General features: G+C 72.1%; 10 protein-coding genes and 1 pseudogene. 4 read left to right on the forward strand and 7 right to left on the reverse strand.

Translation table 11 applies throughout. The features are described 5' to 3' along the window. Positions 1 to 15: 15 nt before the first annotated feature. The 3 genes from AB0937_RS12535 to AB0937_RS12545 all read right to left on the reverse strand — a co-directional run bounded on the left by AB0937_RS12535 (position 16) and on the right by AB0937_RS12545 (position 5,457). A complete protein-coding gene (locus AB0937_RS12535; protein WP_366711316.1) occupies positions 16 to 1,599 on the reverse strand; it encodes an acyl-CoA carboxylase subunit beta in 1,584 nt (527 codons plus the stop codon). Between the two features lie 154 nt (positions 1,600 to 1,753). Then, the gene (locus AB0937_RS12540) at positions 1,754 to 4,120 is read right to left on the reverse strand and encodes a polysaccharide lyase 8 family protein (protein WP_366711317.1); all 2,367 of its coding nucleotides are present in this window, start codon (positions 4,118 to 4,120) and stop codon (positions 1,754 to 1,756) included. Positions 4,121 to 4,599: 479 nt separating this feature from the next. Continuing rightward, positions 4,600 to 5,457 (reverse strand): SDR family NAD(P)-dependent oxidoreductase, encoded by an 858-nt coding sequence (locus tag AB0937_RS12545; protein WP_366711319.1) that lies wholly within the window; start codon positions 5,455 to 5,457, stop codon positions 4,600 to 4,602. A gap of 380 nt (positions 5,458 to 5,837) precedes the next feature. On the opposite strand from AB0937_RS12545, the gene AB0937_RS12550 reads away from it, so the two are divergent. Next, a complete protein-coding gene (locus AB0937_RS12550) occupies positions 5,838 to 6,440 on the forward strand; it encodes a YceI family protein (RefSeq protein ID WP_366711320.1) in 603 nt (200 codons plus the stop codon). 217 nt (positions 6,441 to 6,657) lie between these two features. After that, positions 6,658 to 7,443 carry a serine protease gene (locus AB0937_RS12555; protein ID WP_366711322.1) on the forward strand — a complete coding sequence of 262 codons (786 nt, stop codon included), beginning with the start codon at positions 6,658 to 6,660 and terminating at the stop codon, positions 7,441 to 7,443. 70 nt (positions 7,444 to 7,513) lie between these two features. On the opposite strand, the gene AB0937_RS12560 is transcribed toward AB0937_RS12555, so the two are convergent. Next, on the reverse strand, positions 7,514 to 8,095 hold the full coding sequence (locus tag AB0937_RS12560) for a YdeI/OmpD-associated family protein (RefSeq protein ID WP_366711323.1): 582 nt from the start codon (positions 8,093 to 8,095) through the stop codon (positions 7,514 to 7,516). Between the two features lie 58 nt (positions 8,096 to 8,153). Here AB0937_RS12560 and AB0937_RS12565 point away from each other — a divergent pair. Continuing rightward, positions 8,154 to 8,327: pseudogene (locus tag AB0937_RS12565) on the forward strand (EamA family transporter); the annotation flags it as partial. Between the two features lie 107 nt (positions 8,328 to 8,434). On the opposite strand, the gene AB0937_RS12570 reads toward AB0937_RS12565, so the two are convergent. Further along, complete coding sequence (locus AB0937_RS12570) at positions 8,435 to 9,784, reverse strand: hypothetical protein (protein ID WP_366711325.1); 1,350 nt, start codon at positions 9,782 to 9,784, stop codon at positions 8,435 to 8,437. A 352-nt stretch (positions 9,785 to 10,136) separates the two neighbouring features. Here AB0937_RS12570 and AB0937_RS12575 point away from each other — a divergent pair, with 352 nt between their 5' ends. Next, a complete protein-coding gene (locus AB0937_RS12575; protein WP_366711327.1) occupies positions 10,137 to 10,796 on the forward strand; it encodes an SLATT domain-containing protein in 660 nt (219 codons plus the stop codon). 30 nt (positions 10,797 to 10,826) lie between these two features. Here AB0937_RS12575 and cimA read toward each other — a convergent pair whose 3' ends face one another. Beyond that, entirely contained in the window at positions 10,827 to 12,431 is a 1,605-nt protein-coding gene (gene cimA, locus AB0937_RS12580; RefSeq protein WP_366711328.1) for a citramalate synthase, read from the reverse strand. Positions 12,432 to 12,823: 392 nt separating this feature from the next. Beyond that, positions 12,824 to 13,423 carry a TetR/AcrR family transcriptional regulator gene (locus tag AB0937_RS12585; protein ID WP_366711329.1) on the reverse strand — a complete coding sequence of 200 codons (600 nt, stop codon included), beginning with the start codon at positions 13,421 to 13,423 and terminating at the stop codon, positions 12,824 to 12,826. Positions 13,424 to 13,429 lie beyond the last annotated feature (6 nt).

Here is a 13,429-nt window from a genome sequence, read left to right on the forward strand (position 1 = left end):
AAGATGTCCGCAGGGTTACTGCGGCGGGTTGCCGTGCTTGCGGGACGGCAGGTCCGCGTGCTTGGTCTGGAGCATGGCGAGGGACTTGATGAGCACCTCGCGGGTCTCGGCGGGGTCGATGACGTCGTCGACCAGGCCGCGTTCGGCCGCGTAGTAGGGGTGCATCAGCTCGGACTTGTACTCCTTGACCATGCGGGCCCGCATGGCCTCGGGGTCCTCGGCGTCGGCGATCTGGCGGCGGAAGATGACGTTGGCCGCACCCTCCGCGCCCATGACGGCGATCTCGTTCGTCGGCCAGGCGTAGGTGAGGTCGGCACCGATGGACTGGCTGTCCATGACGATGTACGCACCTCCGTAGGCCTTGCGCAGGATCAGGGAGATCCTCGGCACGGTCGCGTTGCAGTAGGCGTAGAGGAGCTTCGCGCCGTGGCGGATGATGCCACCGTGCTCCTGGTCGACGCCCGGGAGGAAGCCGGGGACGTCCAGAAGAGTGATGATCGGGATGTTGAACGCATCGCACATCTGCACGAAGCGGGCCGCCTTCTCGGAGGCCTCGATGTCCAGCACGCCCGCCAGGGACTGGGGCTGGTTCGCCACGATGCCGACGACCTGGCCGTCCATCCGGCCCAGCGCGCAGATGATGTTGCGGGCCCAGCGCTCGTGGACTTCCAGGTAGTCGCCGTCGTCGACGATCTCCTCGATGACCTTGGCCATGTCGTACGGCCGGTTGCCGTCCGCCGGGACCAGGTCCAGCAGGACGTCCGAGCGGCGGTCGGCCGCGTCCGAGGACTCGGTGCGGGGCGGGTTCTCGCGGTTGTTCTGCGGGAGCAGCGAGAGGAGGTAGCGGACCTCGGCGATGCAGGTCTCTTCGTCGTCGTAGGCGAAGTGGCAGACGCCGGACGTCTCGGCGTGGACGTCGGCGCCGCCCAGGCCGTTCTGCGTGATCTCCTCGCCGGTGACCGCCTTGACGACGTCCGGGCCGGTGATGAACATCTGCGAGGTGTCGCGGACCATGAAGACGAAGTCCGTGAGGGCGGGGCTGTAGGCCGCGCCGCCGGCGCACGGGCCGAGCATGACCGAGATCTGCGGGATGACGCCCGAGGCCTTGGTGTTGCGCTGGAAGATGCCGCCGTAGCCGGCGAGGGCCGAGACGCCCTCCTGGATACGGGCGCCGGCGCCGTCGTTCAGCGACACCAGCGGGGCACCGGCCGCGATGGCCATGTCCATGATCTTGTGGATCTTCGTGGCGTGGGCCTCGCCCAGGGCGCCGCCGAAGATGCGGAAGTCGTGCGCGTAGACGAAGACCGTGCGGCCCTCCACCGTGCCCCAGCCGGTGATCACACCGTCGGTGTACGGCTTCTTGGCCTCCAGGCCGAAGCCCGTGGCCCGGTGCCGGCGCAGCTGCTCGACCTCCCGGAAGGACTCCGGGTCGAGGAGGAGTTCGATGCGCTCGCGCGCCGTCAGCTTGCCCTTGGCGTGCTGCGCCTCGGTCGCCTTCTCGCTCGGTCCGGCCACCGCCTGCGCACGGATCTCGTGCAGTTCGGCCACGCGTCCACGCGCGTCGGTCGGCTCACCCGGCGCCTCATCCAAAACGGTCATGTAGTGACCTTACGAAGCCGAGTGAGAAATGCGGGCCGTCGACTCCTCACAGTCTCCGGCGTGTTTTCCTGGTACCCCTGAACAGAACCGTGGCGGAGTGCAGCCTTTCCGACTGCTCAGGGGGCGTGTCGCTTGTAAGGGTCACACAAAACCGTCAGGCGAGAGTCACCTCACAGATATGCGTGGCACATGCCTCCCCCGGAGTGACGCGCACGCGCAGTCGGCGGCCTGTGGAGAGCACCTCGACGGTGTCGTCCAGGCGGTCGACCCGCCGGACCGGGCGGTCCCAGGTGATCTCCAGGGTTGCGCCGGTGCGGGGCGGTTCGCTCACGCAGAGGGTAGCGGTGCGGCCCCGGACGACGGTCAGCACGCTCGCGGCGGCGGACGCGGTGAGGGGGCCCGCGGTGCCCGGCGTCCAGAAGTTCGCGGCCGTGCAGCCCAGGGAGGGCACGGTGACCGCTTGGCGGTCCGGGTCGTTGGCGAGCACCGACAGCCAGTGACGGTCGGCGGCGCGCCGCGCGACCGCGGTACGGGACGCCCCGGGCATGAGGACGTAGGCGTACGTGGCGTCCTCGGGGTCGGTGCCGTGGTCGAGCCAGAGGGTCTGCCAGCGGCGGGTGCGCCGCTCCGGGGTGCTGCCGGTGTTGATGTCGGACCAGGCGCCGGTGCGGTCCTCGCGCAGCGCCTTCAGCTCACCGTCGAGCACCAGCCAGCCGCCGTGGTCCTCCAGGTGGGCCCATCTCGGTCCCCGCACGAAACGCTGGGTGCCGTTCGCGCCCAGGTTGCGGTTGTCGACGACCGTCTCGACCGGGACGCCGTCGGCACAGGTGATCCCGGCGCCCAGGCAGACCACCGCGTCCGCGAGACAGAACCAGGACTTGCGGGCCTCCAGGGTGGAGCCGAGGCCCTTGAGGTGCTGGCCGAGGGCCGCGCGGGTGCCGTCGGTGGTGCCGCCGACCCAGCGCGCGTCCGGGCGGGCGGTGCCCCACTCGCCGCCTTCGCGGTCGGCGAGCCGTGTGGTGGAGACGGTGGTGCCGGGCAGCCGGTACCAGTCGACGGTCGGCCAGAACCAGTCCGTGTACTGGTCGCTCGCCCCGGCCCACCAGCTGACCATGCCCGCGCCGGTGTGCCAGCCGCGGGGGTTCTCCCCGTTGCCGCACTCGTAGTGGGCGATGCGGTCGCTGGCCATGGCGATGTTCACGGTGAAGCCGGGGCCGCGGTGGACGGCACGGTCCATGGCGGCGAACAGGTGGTGCCCGGTGGGTTCGGGCGCGGCCGGGACGGGTGAGGCGGCGACGGCGTGCAGCCGGGCCAGGTCGGCCACATCGAACTGGCGGGACGTCAGAAGGGGGCTCACGGTGTCCCGTTCGATCCAGCCCTTGATGCGGGCGTGCCAGCGGTCGCGTTCGGCCGGGTTCGCGCCGGTGGCGAGGAGGGCGATGGCCGCGATGAGCCGGTGGCCGTGGTAGTGGTCGCTGCGCAGGACCTTGCGGTCGTCGGTGGTGAGGTAACCGCGGCTGATGGCCCGTCCGTTGACGCTGTCCATGACCAGTCCGTCGTGGAGGAGCGGCGCGTAGGCCCGCTCTACGCTGTCGAGGACGATCTGCCGGCCGGGGTTGGTGACCTCCCAGTCGGATCCGGCGAGCAGGGCGAAGAGGCGGCCGAGCCCGTCGAGCATGACCTGACCGTAGGTGCCCGAGTAGGCGACCCAGGTGTGCTGGACGAAGGAGCCGTCGGCGTAGAGGCCGTCGCCCCGGGTGACGTACGGGAAGACCGGGGAGAGCGCGTCCCGGGCGAGGGCGATCTTGGCGGGGTCGCGGCCGAGGACGCCGCGCAGGACCACGGAACGGCACAGGTCGACGCGGTTGGCGCCGGTGGAGGTGCCGCTGTAGTCGCCGAGGGCCGAGTCGGGGACGAAGTGGTCGACGGCGGCGCAGGCGGCGTCGACACGGGTCCGGCCGAGTTCGTCGTACAGGGCGGTGGTGATGTCCATCAGCAGCCGGGGGCTGCCGATCTGCCATTCCCACCAGTTGCCGTAGGGGGTGGTGGCGGGGTTGTACACGGTGGCGGCGAGGTGGTCGAGGCCCCGCAGGACGCCGGCGAGGAGGCCCGGGTCGGCGGTCGAGCCGGTGCCCTGCTGGACGTAGGCCTGGGTCATGGTCCACAGCCGCGCGTAACCGAGGGTGATGCCGGCCGGTGGGTCGAAGGGGTGGCCGGGCCAGAGGGAGTGCGCCGTCGGGGCCATGCTCGCGTGCAGGTCGCGGGCGAGCGCGCCGGTCTCCGCGAGCCGGGCCGCGTAGGGCTCGGTCGCCGGGTCGTAGCCGGTGCCGAGGGAGATGTGGAGCCAACGGCGGCGGAGGGTGTCGTACGGGTCGCCCGGCGGGCCGGCGATCGGCCCCGCGGGCGCAGCGCCCCCGGTCGCCGCGAGGGCCGCGGCCGCCAGCAGCAGGGCGCGGCGGCCGGGCCGGAACAGGGCGGCCCGGCCCGTACGGCGGGGGACGGCACGACGCTGGGGAGTCATGCCCATGCCCTACCACGGGGAGGCGGTCACCTGAACGGTGGATCCGGCCGGAGTAACCGGAACGGCGGAACGGCGACGCGGGTGACCCTGCGCATCCGGCAGGAAATGCGGAACGGCAGCACGGGTGGCCCTACGCATCCGGCCGGAGCGGCGCAATGGCAGCACCGGTGGTCCCGCGCATCCGGCCGGAAATGCGGAACGGCAGCACGGGTGGCGCTACACATCCGGCCGGAGCGGCGCAATGGCAGCACGGGTGGCCCCGCGCATCCGGCCGGAGATGCGGAACGGCAGCACGGGTGGCGCTACACATCCGACCGGAGCGGCGCAATGGCAGCACGGGTGGCCCCGCGCACCCGGCCGGAGATGCGGAACGGCAGCACGGGTGGCGCTACACATCCGACCGGAGCGGCGCAATGGCAGCACGGGTGGCGCTACACATCCGGCCGGAGCGGCGTGGGGCGGCGCGGCCCCGGCACGGCTCAGCCGAAGCGGTTGAGCAGGCGGCGGTACAGGCCCGGTGCGAGACCTCGGACCCGGCCGGGGACGGTCAGCCAGGTGGGGACGTAGGCCTCGTCGCGCTCCTGCCGGACGGCCTCCCAGATGGTGGCGGCGACGCAGCCCGGCGAGAGGAGACCGGTGCGGGTGCCGTCGTAAGGCCTGCCGCGTCGGGTGTGGAAGGCCGTGTCGACGGCTCCGGGGACGACGAGGGTGACGCCCACGCCCGTGCCGCGCAGCTCCTGGCGCAGCGCCTCGGCGAAGGCGGCCAGGCCGGCCTTGGCGGCGGAGTACACCGCCTCCTCCCGCAGACCCACGCAGCCCGCGACCGAGCCGAGCAGCACCACGCGGCCCCGCCCGGCCGCGATCATGGAGGGCAGGACCTCGCGCACCAGGTGCAGCGTGGCGTTGAGGTCGAGGGTCAGCACCCGGTCGATGTCGGTGTGCGGCATGGTGGTGAAGGGGCCGGTCCAGCCCATGCCCGCCCCGGCGACCAGGACGTCGATGCGGCCGGTGGTGTGCAGCGCGGACCGGGCCAGCAGACGCGGGCCGTCGGGGGCGGCGAGGTCGGCGGGGAGCACGACGGCCGAGGTGCCGGACGCCGTCTGCTCCAGCCGGTTCCGGTCGCGTCCGCTGAGAAGCAGTTGCCAGCCGTCCAGCGCGAACCGCCGGGCCGTGGCCGCCCCGATGCCGGAGGAGGCGCCGGTGACCAGGGCCACGCGCCGGTCGAGGCGTCGCGGTGGCCCGTACTGGTGCACCCGGGCGGGGACGGGGGCCGTGGAGCGGCGCGGGGCGGGATCCGCCGGTGGGTCGTAGGCCGAGCCGGAGCCGGTGAGTGTCACGAGTCGCTCTCCCCTGCGCTGTGCGTCCGCCGTGGGTCTCGTCTGTCTCCTTGCGCTCCCTTGACACGGAACCCCCTCTCGCCGGACACCGCCACCGCACCGGGCACCGGCCGCGGCCCGGCGCTCCGGGTGCGGTGGGCCCGCGGCCCCTGGGCCGACCGGCGCGGGGTCGCCGTGCGCGGCGTCGGCGGGTGCACCCGCGCGGGCCGTGGGATTGCGCCAGGCGGCGGAACGAGAGGCGCGCGGCAGCGGAGAGGCGTGCGGCAGACGACAGACCGAGACTCCTTCCCCGAAGATGTTGAACATTGAACGGAATAGGTCTACGGTGGGTCGCGTTGGAGTAGTTAAAGATTCAACATCAAGCGCAGGAGGCGTACACCATGAGCATCTTCAGCCGCACCGACACCCGGACCGCTGCCGCGAACACCGCCGTGAACCCCGACCTGGCCGCCCTGACCGGCGACTACACGATCGACCCCGCGCACTCGACGATCGGCTTCACCGCCCGGCACGCCATGGTCACGAACGTCAAGGGCAGCTTCCAGGACTTCACCGGCACGCTGCACCTCGACGGCACCGATCCGTCGCGCTCGACGGCCTCCCTCGACGTCGTGATGGACAGCATCGAGACCGGCAACGCCGACCGTGACGGCCACCTCAAGAGCGCGGACTTCTTCAAGACGGACGAATTCCCGGCCATGACCTTCCGCTCCACCAAGGCGGAGGCGCTCGGCAGTGACGAGTACCGGATCACCGGTGACCTGACGATCCTCGGCACCACCCGCACGCTCGCCATCGACCTCGAGTTCAACGGCGCCGCGAAGGACCCCTTCGGCAACGAGCGCGTCGGCTTCGAGGGCAAGGCGGAGATCCTGCGCTCCGAGTGGGGCCTGACCTGGAACGCCGCACTGGAGACCGGCGGCGTCCTGGTCTCGGACAAGATCAAGCTCAACTTCGACATCTCGGCCATCAGGAACGCGTGAGCCCTGTGGGACCGGCCCGGTGAAGCGCCACCGGGCCGGTCTGGCCGATTCCGGCCCCTTGTGCAAAGACTGTCGGCGTTCCCATAATCCAGCAGCAGTATTTTGACCAGTCCATGCCAGCACATGGACGTTCTTTTTGCCTTGCTGCTGTCATGCACTCGTCAATCTGATGCTTCGGTTGCACCTCCCCAGTCAACCCCCCACGGAAGGCATCACGTTGAAGAGACTCCTCACGGCCCTCAAGAGATGCGCGGTCCTCGGCGCCGCCGCACTCGCGATCGCCAGTCTCCAGCCCGTCTCCGCCGCCCAGGCCGCCCCGTCACCCGTCGTCGGCGGGACCCGGGCCGCGCAGGGTGAGTTCCCGTTCATGGTCCGGCTCTCGATGGGCTGCGGCGGCGCCCTCTACACCCAGCAGATCGTGCTCACGGCCGCGCACTGCGTGGGCAGTTCCGGCAACAACACCGGCATCACGGCGACGGCCGGGGTCGTGGACCTCCAGTCCACCACCGGCCGGGTCCAGGTCCGCTCCACCAAGGTGCTGCGCGCCCCCGGCTACAACGGCACCGGCAAGGACTGGGCGCTCATCAAGCTGGCGCAGCCCATCAATCTGCCGACGCTGAAGATCGCCACCACCACGCAGTACAACACCGGTGACTTCACCGTCGCCGGCTGGGGCGCGAACCGGGAGGGCGGCTCCCAGCAGCGCTACCTCCTCAAGGCGACCGTGCCGTTCGTCAGCGACGCCGCGTGCAAGGGCTACGGCGGCCTCTACAGCGACCTGGTCGCGAACGAGGAGATCTGCGCCGGCTTCGACGCGGGCGGCGTCGACACCTGCCAGGGCGACTCCGGCGGCCCGATGTTCCGCAAGGACAACGCGGGCAACTTCATCCAGGTGGGCATCGTGAGCTGGGGCGAGGGCTGTGCCCGGCCCGAGGCTCCCGGCGTCTACACGGAGGTCTCCACCTTCGCCTCCGCCATCGCGTCGGCGGCGTCAACCCTCTGACACGCGGCTTCGGGGCCCGATGCCGAGGGGTGTCGGGCCCGTTCCGCGTGCGGGCCTCCGCCGCCCGGGCTCATCTCGTCCGGGGCTCCCGCGACTCCAGCTTCCTCACCGTCGCCGCCACCTGCGCGGCCCGGCCCCGCGCCGTCCTGGCCCGCAGCACGCCGAGCATCGCCAGATACCGGTCCGTCCGCCCGAGCGCCCCGAACGCCGCGGCGGCCCGGGGGTTCTGCTCCAGCGCCGCCGCCAGGTCCCCGGGGACCCCGGCCTCCTTCTGTGACGCGTACGCGGCCTCCCACCGGCCGTCCGCCCGCGCGGCCGCTACCTCGGCGAGCCCGCCGGGCCGCATCCGTCCGGCGGCGGTCAGCTCCCCGACCCGCCGGACGTTGACCACGGACCAGACGCTGCCCGGACGCCGCGGCGTGATCCGCTGGAGGTAGTACGCGTGGTCAACTCCCTTGCGCTGCCCGGTGATCCACCCGTGGCACAGCGCAAGGTCGTTGACGTCGGCGGCGCTGACGGAGCGGATGCCCGAGCCCTTCTTCGCGATCCGGACCCAGAGTCCGGGGTGCGGCGCCGGGTGCGCGGCGAGCCAGGAGTCCAGGTCGGCCGTGGTCTCGAAGGCGAGGGGGCCTGCGTCGTCGGAGATGGTCATGGCGTCACCGTAGGAAGTAATTAGGACAGCTACTGTCCGCTGGGCGGCAGCGTCCGGGGTCGTCCTGCAGCTCTCGGGCGGCACGAAGGTCAACACGCTGATGTTCCTGATGGCCCCGGTCACCGGGGTCTGGGGCGCGCTGATGTTCGGCGAGCTGTTCGGCGGGCAGACCGCTCACGGGCCGGCCGTCTGCCTCCGGGCGGTCGTCCTGGTCCGTCGAGGGGGCGGCCGACGGGACACGCCCCGGGCCGGCACCCGGGCGGAGCAGGGGGAGATCCGGTGGACCCGCTCCCCCTGGCGCCGTCGGACTCACCCGCGTACCAGCCGGTCGGCGTTGGGTCAGAACCCGCCCCCGAAGTCCCCGCCGCCGCCGAAGTCCCCTCCTCCGAAACCGCCTCCGAAATCGCCGCCGAAGTCGCCGGCGTTGTAGTCCGCGCCGGAGACGTCGCCGCCCTCGTAGCCGCCGAAGTCGCCGTAGCCAGAGCCGTAGTCGGCCGCGTAGGCGGGGCCGGCCATCATGCTGCCGAGCATGGTGCCGACGAGCAGGCCGGGCAGGAGTCCGCCGCCGAAGTAACCGCCGGCCCAGGGACCGTACGCCGGTCCGGCGTCCCAGTAGGGGCGGCGGCCGTACTCGGTGTCGACCTCGCGGATCGCCGGATCGCGGCCCTCGGCCAGACGCCGTTCGTCGGCCGCGCAGACGGGGACCTCGCGGGTGGCGCCGGCCGGGGGCGTCCAGGTGGCGTCGGCGACCGAGGGGCCGTGGCGCGGGTCGAAGAAGCAGGGCGGGCGGCGCTCCGGCAGGGCCCCGCCCTCGCGGCGGGCCGCGAGCCGGGCGAGACAGAAGCGGCCGTCCTCCACGGCCTGGGTGACGGCCCGCACGTCCTCCGGTTTCGTCGCGGCCGCCATCAGGGACTTGGCCTGCTCGTAGGAGTCCAGGGCTCGCTCGTAGTCGGTGCGCATCGCGTCGTCGGCGCCGGGCTCCCCGGGATGGAAGTCGAGCCGGTCGAGCTCCTCACCGAACGCGGTGATGTCCTCGTCGACGACCACCCGCAGCTTCTCCAGAGCGGCCCGCTGCTCCTCCTCGTGGCGGCGCCGGTTGCGGCGGACCATGGCGTAGGCGCCCGCACCGCCGGCCGCCACCAGGGCGCCGATCGTGACCAGGCCGCCGACCGGCACGTCGGTGCCCGAGCCGCCGCTCCAGCTGCTCGGCGCCGTCCCGCCCACGTTGCGCAGGGCGTCGTCGACGAAGTCGTTCAGCTGGGCCTTGGCGTCGCCCGCACCCTGTACGGCCGTGACCAGGTTGGACACCGCCTGGCGGCTCATCACGGAGCTGTCGGCGCGGGCGTCGAAGCGGTCGCCGAGGCGGATGCCGTACAGGCCGGTGATGCCGGTCTCCGTGCGGAGGTTCCGGAACAGGTCCTGCGTGGGGTAGCCGGCCGGGAGGACCGCCACGAAGACGGGTTTGTCCGCGTCCTTGATCTTGTCGGCGAGCGCCTCGGCGTCCGACGCCGCGAGCTGCCCGGAGGCGGCCGGGTCGACGTAGACGGGGTTCTGGCGCAGCTCCCGGGCGACCTCGGAGAGGTCGGTGGCCGCGTGCGCGCCCGGCGCGCCGGCCAGCAGCACCGCCAGTACGGCGGCGAACGGCACGATCAGCAGACGTACGACGGTACGCACCAGTGCGGCCCTCATATGTTCGAAGCTACCCGAAACATCCCAAAAAGGGTTATCCGTCGTGGAAGGGATCTGGGAACGCGGCGGTGCCCGGGTCGTGTCCGTCGTGGGGCGGGCGGGACCTTGCGGACACGGCCTGGTGCCGCGGCAGGCACCGTTCGCCCGTGAAGGAGCGGCGTCCGGTGCGTGCTCTCGGCGTGCCGGCCGGAAGCCCTCGTACGGGGCGTACCCGGGCTTTCGTCGGGTGCGGCGAGAGGGCGTGCCGGGCGTCGCGACGGGGCGAACGTCGCCTGCCGCGGCACTAGGATGCCCCTGGCCATCCAGGAGGGGCGGGAGCGGGGACATGTTCGGACGACGCAGGGTTGCGGACATGGCGGTGTCCGGACTGACCGAGCTGGACCGGTCGCGTACGCGCGCCGACCTGCTGTGGGAGCTGTTCCGCCACGCGGAGGCGGAGGTGACGTCGGCCATCGGCTGGTACCTGGCGCGGCGCCGGGGCCCGTCGCTGTGGTCGCGTGCGCTGCGGGCGCTCGCCACACTGCTGGGCATCGTCGGCACGATCACACCACTGGTGCACGCCGCCTCGCCCACGACCGTGCAGCCCGAGTGGGGGTTCGTGTTCCTGGCCGGCGGGGCGGGCTGTGTGCTCTTCGACCGGATCTTCGGGTTCTCGGCGTCCTGGACCCGCTACATCCGTGCCGAGATGGCGCTGCAGCAGATCCTCAAGAAGGCGCAGTCCGAGTGGGCGCAGGCGTTCCTGAGGACCACGGACTCCCCCAGCGACAAGGAGCAGGCCGCCCTGCTCGGGGTGATCGAGCGGCTGCGGACCGACGCGCAGCGGATCATCGAGGACGAGGGCACGGCGTGGATCGGCTATCTGGCCGACGGCGTCGAGGAGCTGACCCGCTCCACCAGCTCCGCCACCGGCCAGCGTTCCCACACCGCAGGCCTGTTCCGCCTCGACCGGAGCCCCGGGCGGGACCGGGGCGGCGAGGTTCCGGTGCCGCGGTCCCGGGACACCGCGATGTGACACGCGCCCCGGGCTCCGGCCGGCCCGCGGCTACTCCGCCGGGTCGACCCCCGCGCGCAGCAGCCCGTACGTGTACGCGTCCTCCAGGGCCTGCCAGCTCGCGGCGATGACGTTGTCGGCGACACCGACGGTCGACCACTCGCCCGTGCCGTCGGACGTGGAGATCAGCACGCGGGTGGTGGAGTTGGTGCCGTGCTTGCCCTCCAGGATGCGGACCTTGTAGTCCACCAGCTCCAGCTTGGCGAGCTGCGGGTAGATCTTCTCCAGGCCCACGCGCAGCGATCGGTCGAGGGCGTTGACCGGGCCGTTGCCCTCGGCGGTGGCGACGATGCGCTCGCCCTTGGCCCACAGCTTGACGGTGGCCTCGTTGGCGTGGGAGCCGTCGGGCCGGTCCTCGACGATGGCGCGCCAGGACTCGACCTCGAAGTAGTGCAGCGGCTTGCCCTGGACCTCGGCGCGCAGCAGGAGTTCGAAGCTCGCGTCGGCGGCCTCGTAGGTGTAGCCCTTGAGTTCGCGCTCCTTGACCCGCTCGACGACCCGGCCGACCAGCTCGCGGTCGCCGCCGAGGTCGATGCCGAGCTCCTTGCCCTTGAGCTCGATGGAGGCCCGGCCCGCCATGTCGGAGACCAGCATCCGCATGGTGTTGCCGACCAGCTCGGGGTCGATGTGCTGGTACAGGTCCGGGTCGACCTTGATCGCGGAGGCGTGCAGTCCGGCCTTGTGGGCGAAGGCGGAGAGGCCGACGTAGGGCTGGTGCGTGGAGGGGGTGAGGTTGACGACCTCGGCGATGGCGTGCGAGATGCGGGTCATCTCCCGCAGGCGCCCGTCGGGCAGCACCTTCTTGCCGTACTTGAGCTCCAGGGCCGCCACGACCGGGAAGAGGTTGGCGTTGCCGACGCGCTCGCCGTAGCCGTTGGCGGTGCACTGCACGTGGGTGGCGCCGGCGTCGACGGCGGCCAGGGTGTTGGCGACCGCGCAGCCCGTGTCGTCCTGGGCGTGGATGCCGAGCCGGGCGCCGGTGTCGGCGAGGACCGTGGAGACGACGGCCTGGACCTGGGCCGGGAGCATGCCGCCGTTGGTGTCGCACAGGATGACGACGTCCGCGCCGGCCTCCGACGCCGTGCGGACGACCGCCTTGGCGTACTCGGGGTTGGCGCGGTAGCCGTCGAAGAAGTGCTCGCAGTCGATGAAGACCCGCCGGCCCTGCTCCTTGAGGAAGGACACGGTGTCGCGGACCATCGCCAGGTTCTCGTCCAGGGTGGTGCGCAGCGCGAGTTCGACATGGCGGTCGTGTGACTTGGCGACCAGCGTGATCACCGGTGCGCCGGACTCCAGCAGCGCTCTGACCTGGGGGTCCTGGTCGGCGGTGGTGCCGGCGCGGCGGGTGGAGCCGAACGCGACGAGCTGGGCGTGCCGGAAGTCGATCTCCTGCCGGGCGCGGGCGAAGAACTCGGTGTCCCGGGGGTTGGCGCCCGGCCAGCCGCCCTCGATGAAGCCCACGCCGAAGTCGTCCAGGTGCCGCGCGATGGCCAGCTTGTCCGCGACGGTGAGGTTGATGCCCTCCCGCTGGGCGCCGTCGCGCAGGGTGGTGTCGAAGACGTGGAACGAATCGTCGAGCTCGCTGGTTTCGGTCATGGTCTCAAGGCTCCTGAGGATGGGATCTCGGTCGTACCGGAATGACCGGCTCCACCGCCCTCACATGGTCCCTCGCGCTCTCGCCTCCGGCTGCGGGTGGGCCAGAAATGCGAAAAACCTCTCGCGGGTGCGAGAGGTCTGCGCGCGGGTCGAGGACGACGGTGTCCGCCCGTACCTGGTCGTACGTGCGGTCACTGCGGACCGGCGCGCCTGCTGCCAATAATCATGGCGAACGAGAGCACGGGGGCATTTTGGCACAACCCCCGGGCTCCGCTCACCGCCGTCTCAGGATGCGGTCGGTCACTTCGGGTGACGGTCGGAGACGAAGGTGCGGCTGTCGCGGTCGCCACCGGGGCGGACATGCTCGGCTCACTGACGACCCGGGCGCGCGTTCAGGCGTCCGCGAGGAGGCTGTCGGCGAGGAACTCGCGGACGTGCGCGAGCACCGGTGCCCGGTCGGTGCCGCGCAGGCCGATCGCCACGTGGATGGAGAAGCCGTCGAGCAGCGCCCGCAGCCGGGCGGCGAAGCGGTCCGGGTCGACGCGGCGGAACTCCCCGCGCGAGATGCCCTCGGCGAGCAGGGCGACCAGGTCGCGGTGCCAGGCGCCCTCGATGGCGGCCTGCCGGTCACGGGCCTGCGCGTCGGCGTTCTGCGAGCGGTTCCAGACCTCCAGCCACAGTGTCCAGTGGGGGTCGCGGTGCCCGTCGGGCACGTACAGGTCGACGTAGGCGTCGAGGCGTTCGCGAGCCGGCGCGGTCCGGGTGAGCAGGCGCCCCCGCTCGGCGCCGAGCCGGCCCTCGCTCCACTCCAGGGTGCGCAGCAGCAGCTCGTCCTTGGAGCCGAAGTAGTAGAGCAGGTGGCCGCTGCTCATCCCGACCTCGCGGCCGAGCGCCGCCATGGTGAGCTTCTCCAGGCCACGCTCGGCGATCATCTCCATGGCCGCGGCGAGGACGTCCTCGCGGGGCGGGGCCTGCCGTCGCCCACCGGCCATGTGCGC

The sequence above is a fragment of the Streptomyces sp. NPDC047880 genome (assembly GCF_040706515.1).
GTDB lineage: Bacteria > Actinomycetota > Actinomycetes > Streptomycetales > Streptomycetaceae > Streptomyces.

Excerpts from the sequence above, each read along its gene's own strand:
- AB0937_RS12560 (WP_366711323.1), bottom strand. The coding sequence starts at position 8,095 with ATGACCATCTCCGACGACGCAGGCCCCCTCGCCTTCGAGACCACGGCC.
- cimA (WP_366711328.1), bottom strand. The coding sequence starts at position 12,431 with ATGACCGAAACCAGCGAGCTCGACGATTCGTTCCACGTCTTCGACACC.
- AB0937_RS12550 (WP_366711320.1), top strand. The coding sequence starts at position 5,838 with ATGAGCATCTTCAGCCGCACCGACACCCGGACCGCTGCCGCGAACACC.
- AB0937_RS12575 (WP_366711327.1), top strand. The coding sequence starts at position 10,137 with ATGGCGGTGTCCGGACTGACCGAGCTGGACCGGTCGCGTACGCGCGCC.
- AB0937_RS12570 (WP_366711325.1), bottom strand. The coding sequence starts at position 9,784 with ATGAGGGCCGCACTGGTGCGTACCGTCGTACGTCTGCTGATCGTGCCG.
- AB0937_RS12540 (WP_366711317.1), bottom strand. The coding sequence starts at position 4,120 with ATGACTCCCCAGCGTCGTGCCGTCCCCCGCCGTACGGGCCGGGCCGCC.
- AB0937_RS12535 (WP_366711316.1), bottom strand. The coding sequence starts at position 1,599 with ATGACCGTTTTGGATGAGGCGCCGGGTGAGCCGACCGACGCGCGTGGA.
- AB0937_RS12585 (WP_366711329.1), bottom strand. The coding sequence starts at position 13,423 with ATGGCCGGTGGGCGACGGCAGGCCCCGCCCCGCGAGGACGTCCTCGCC.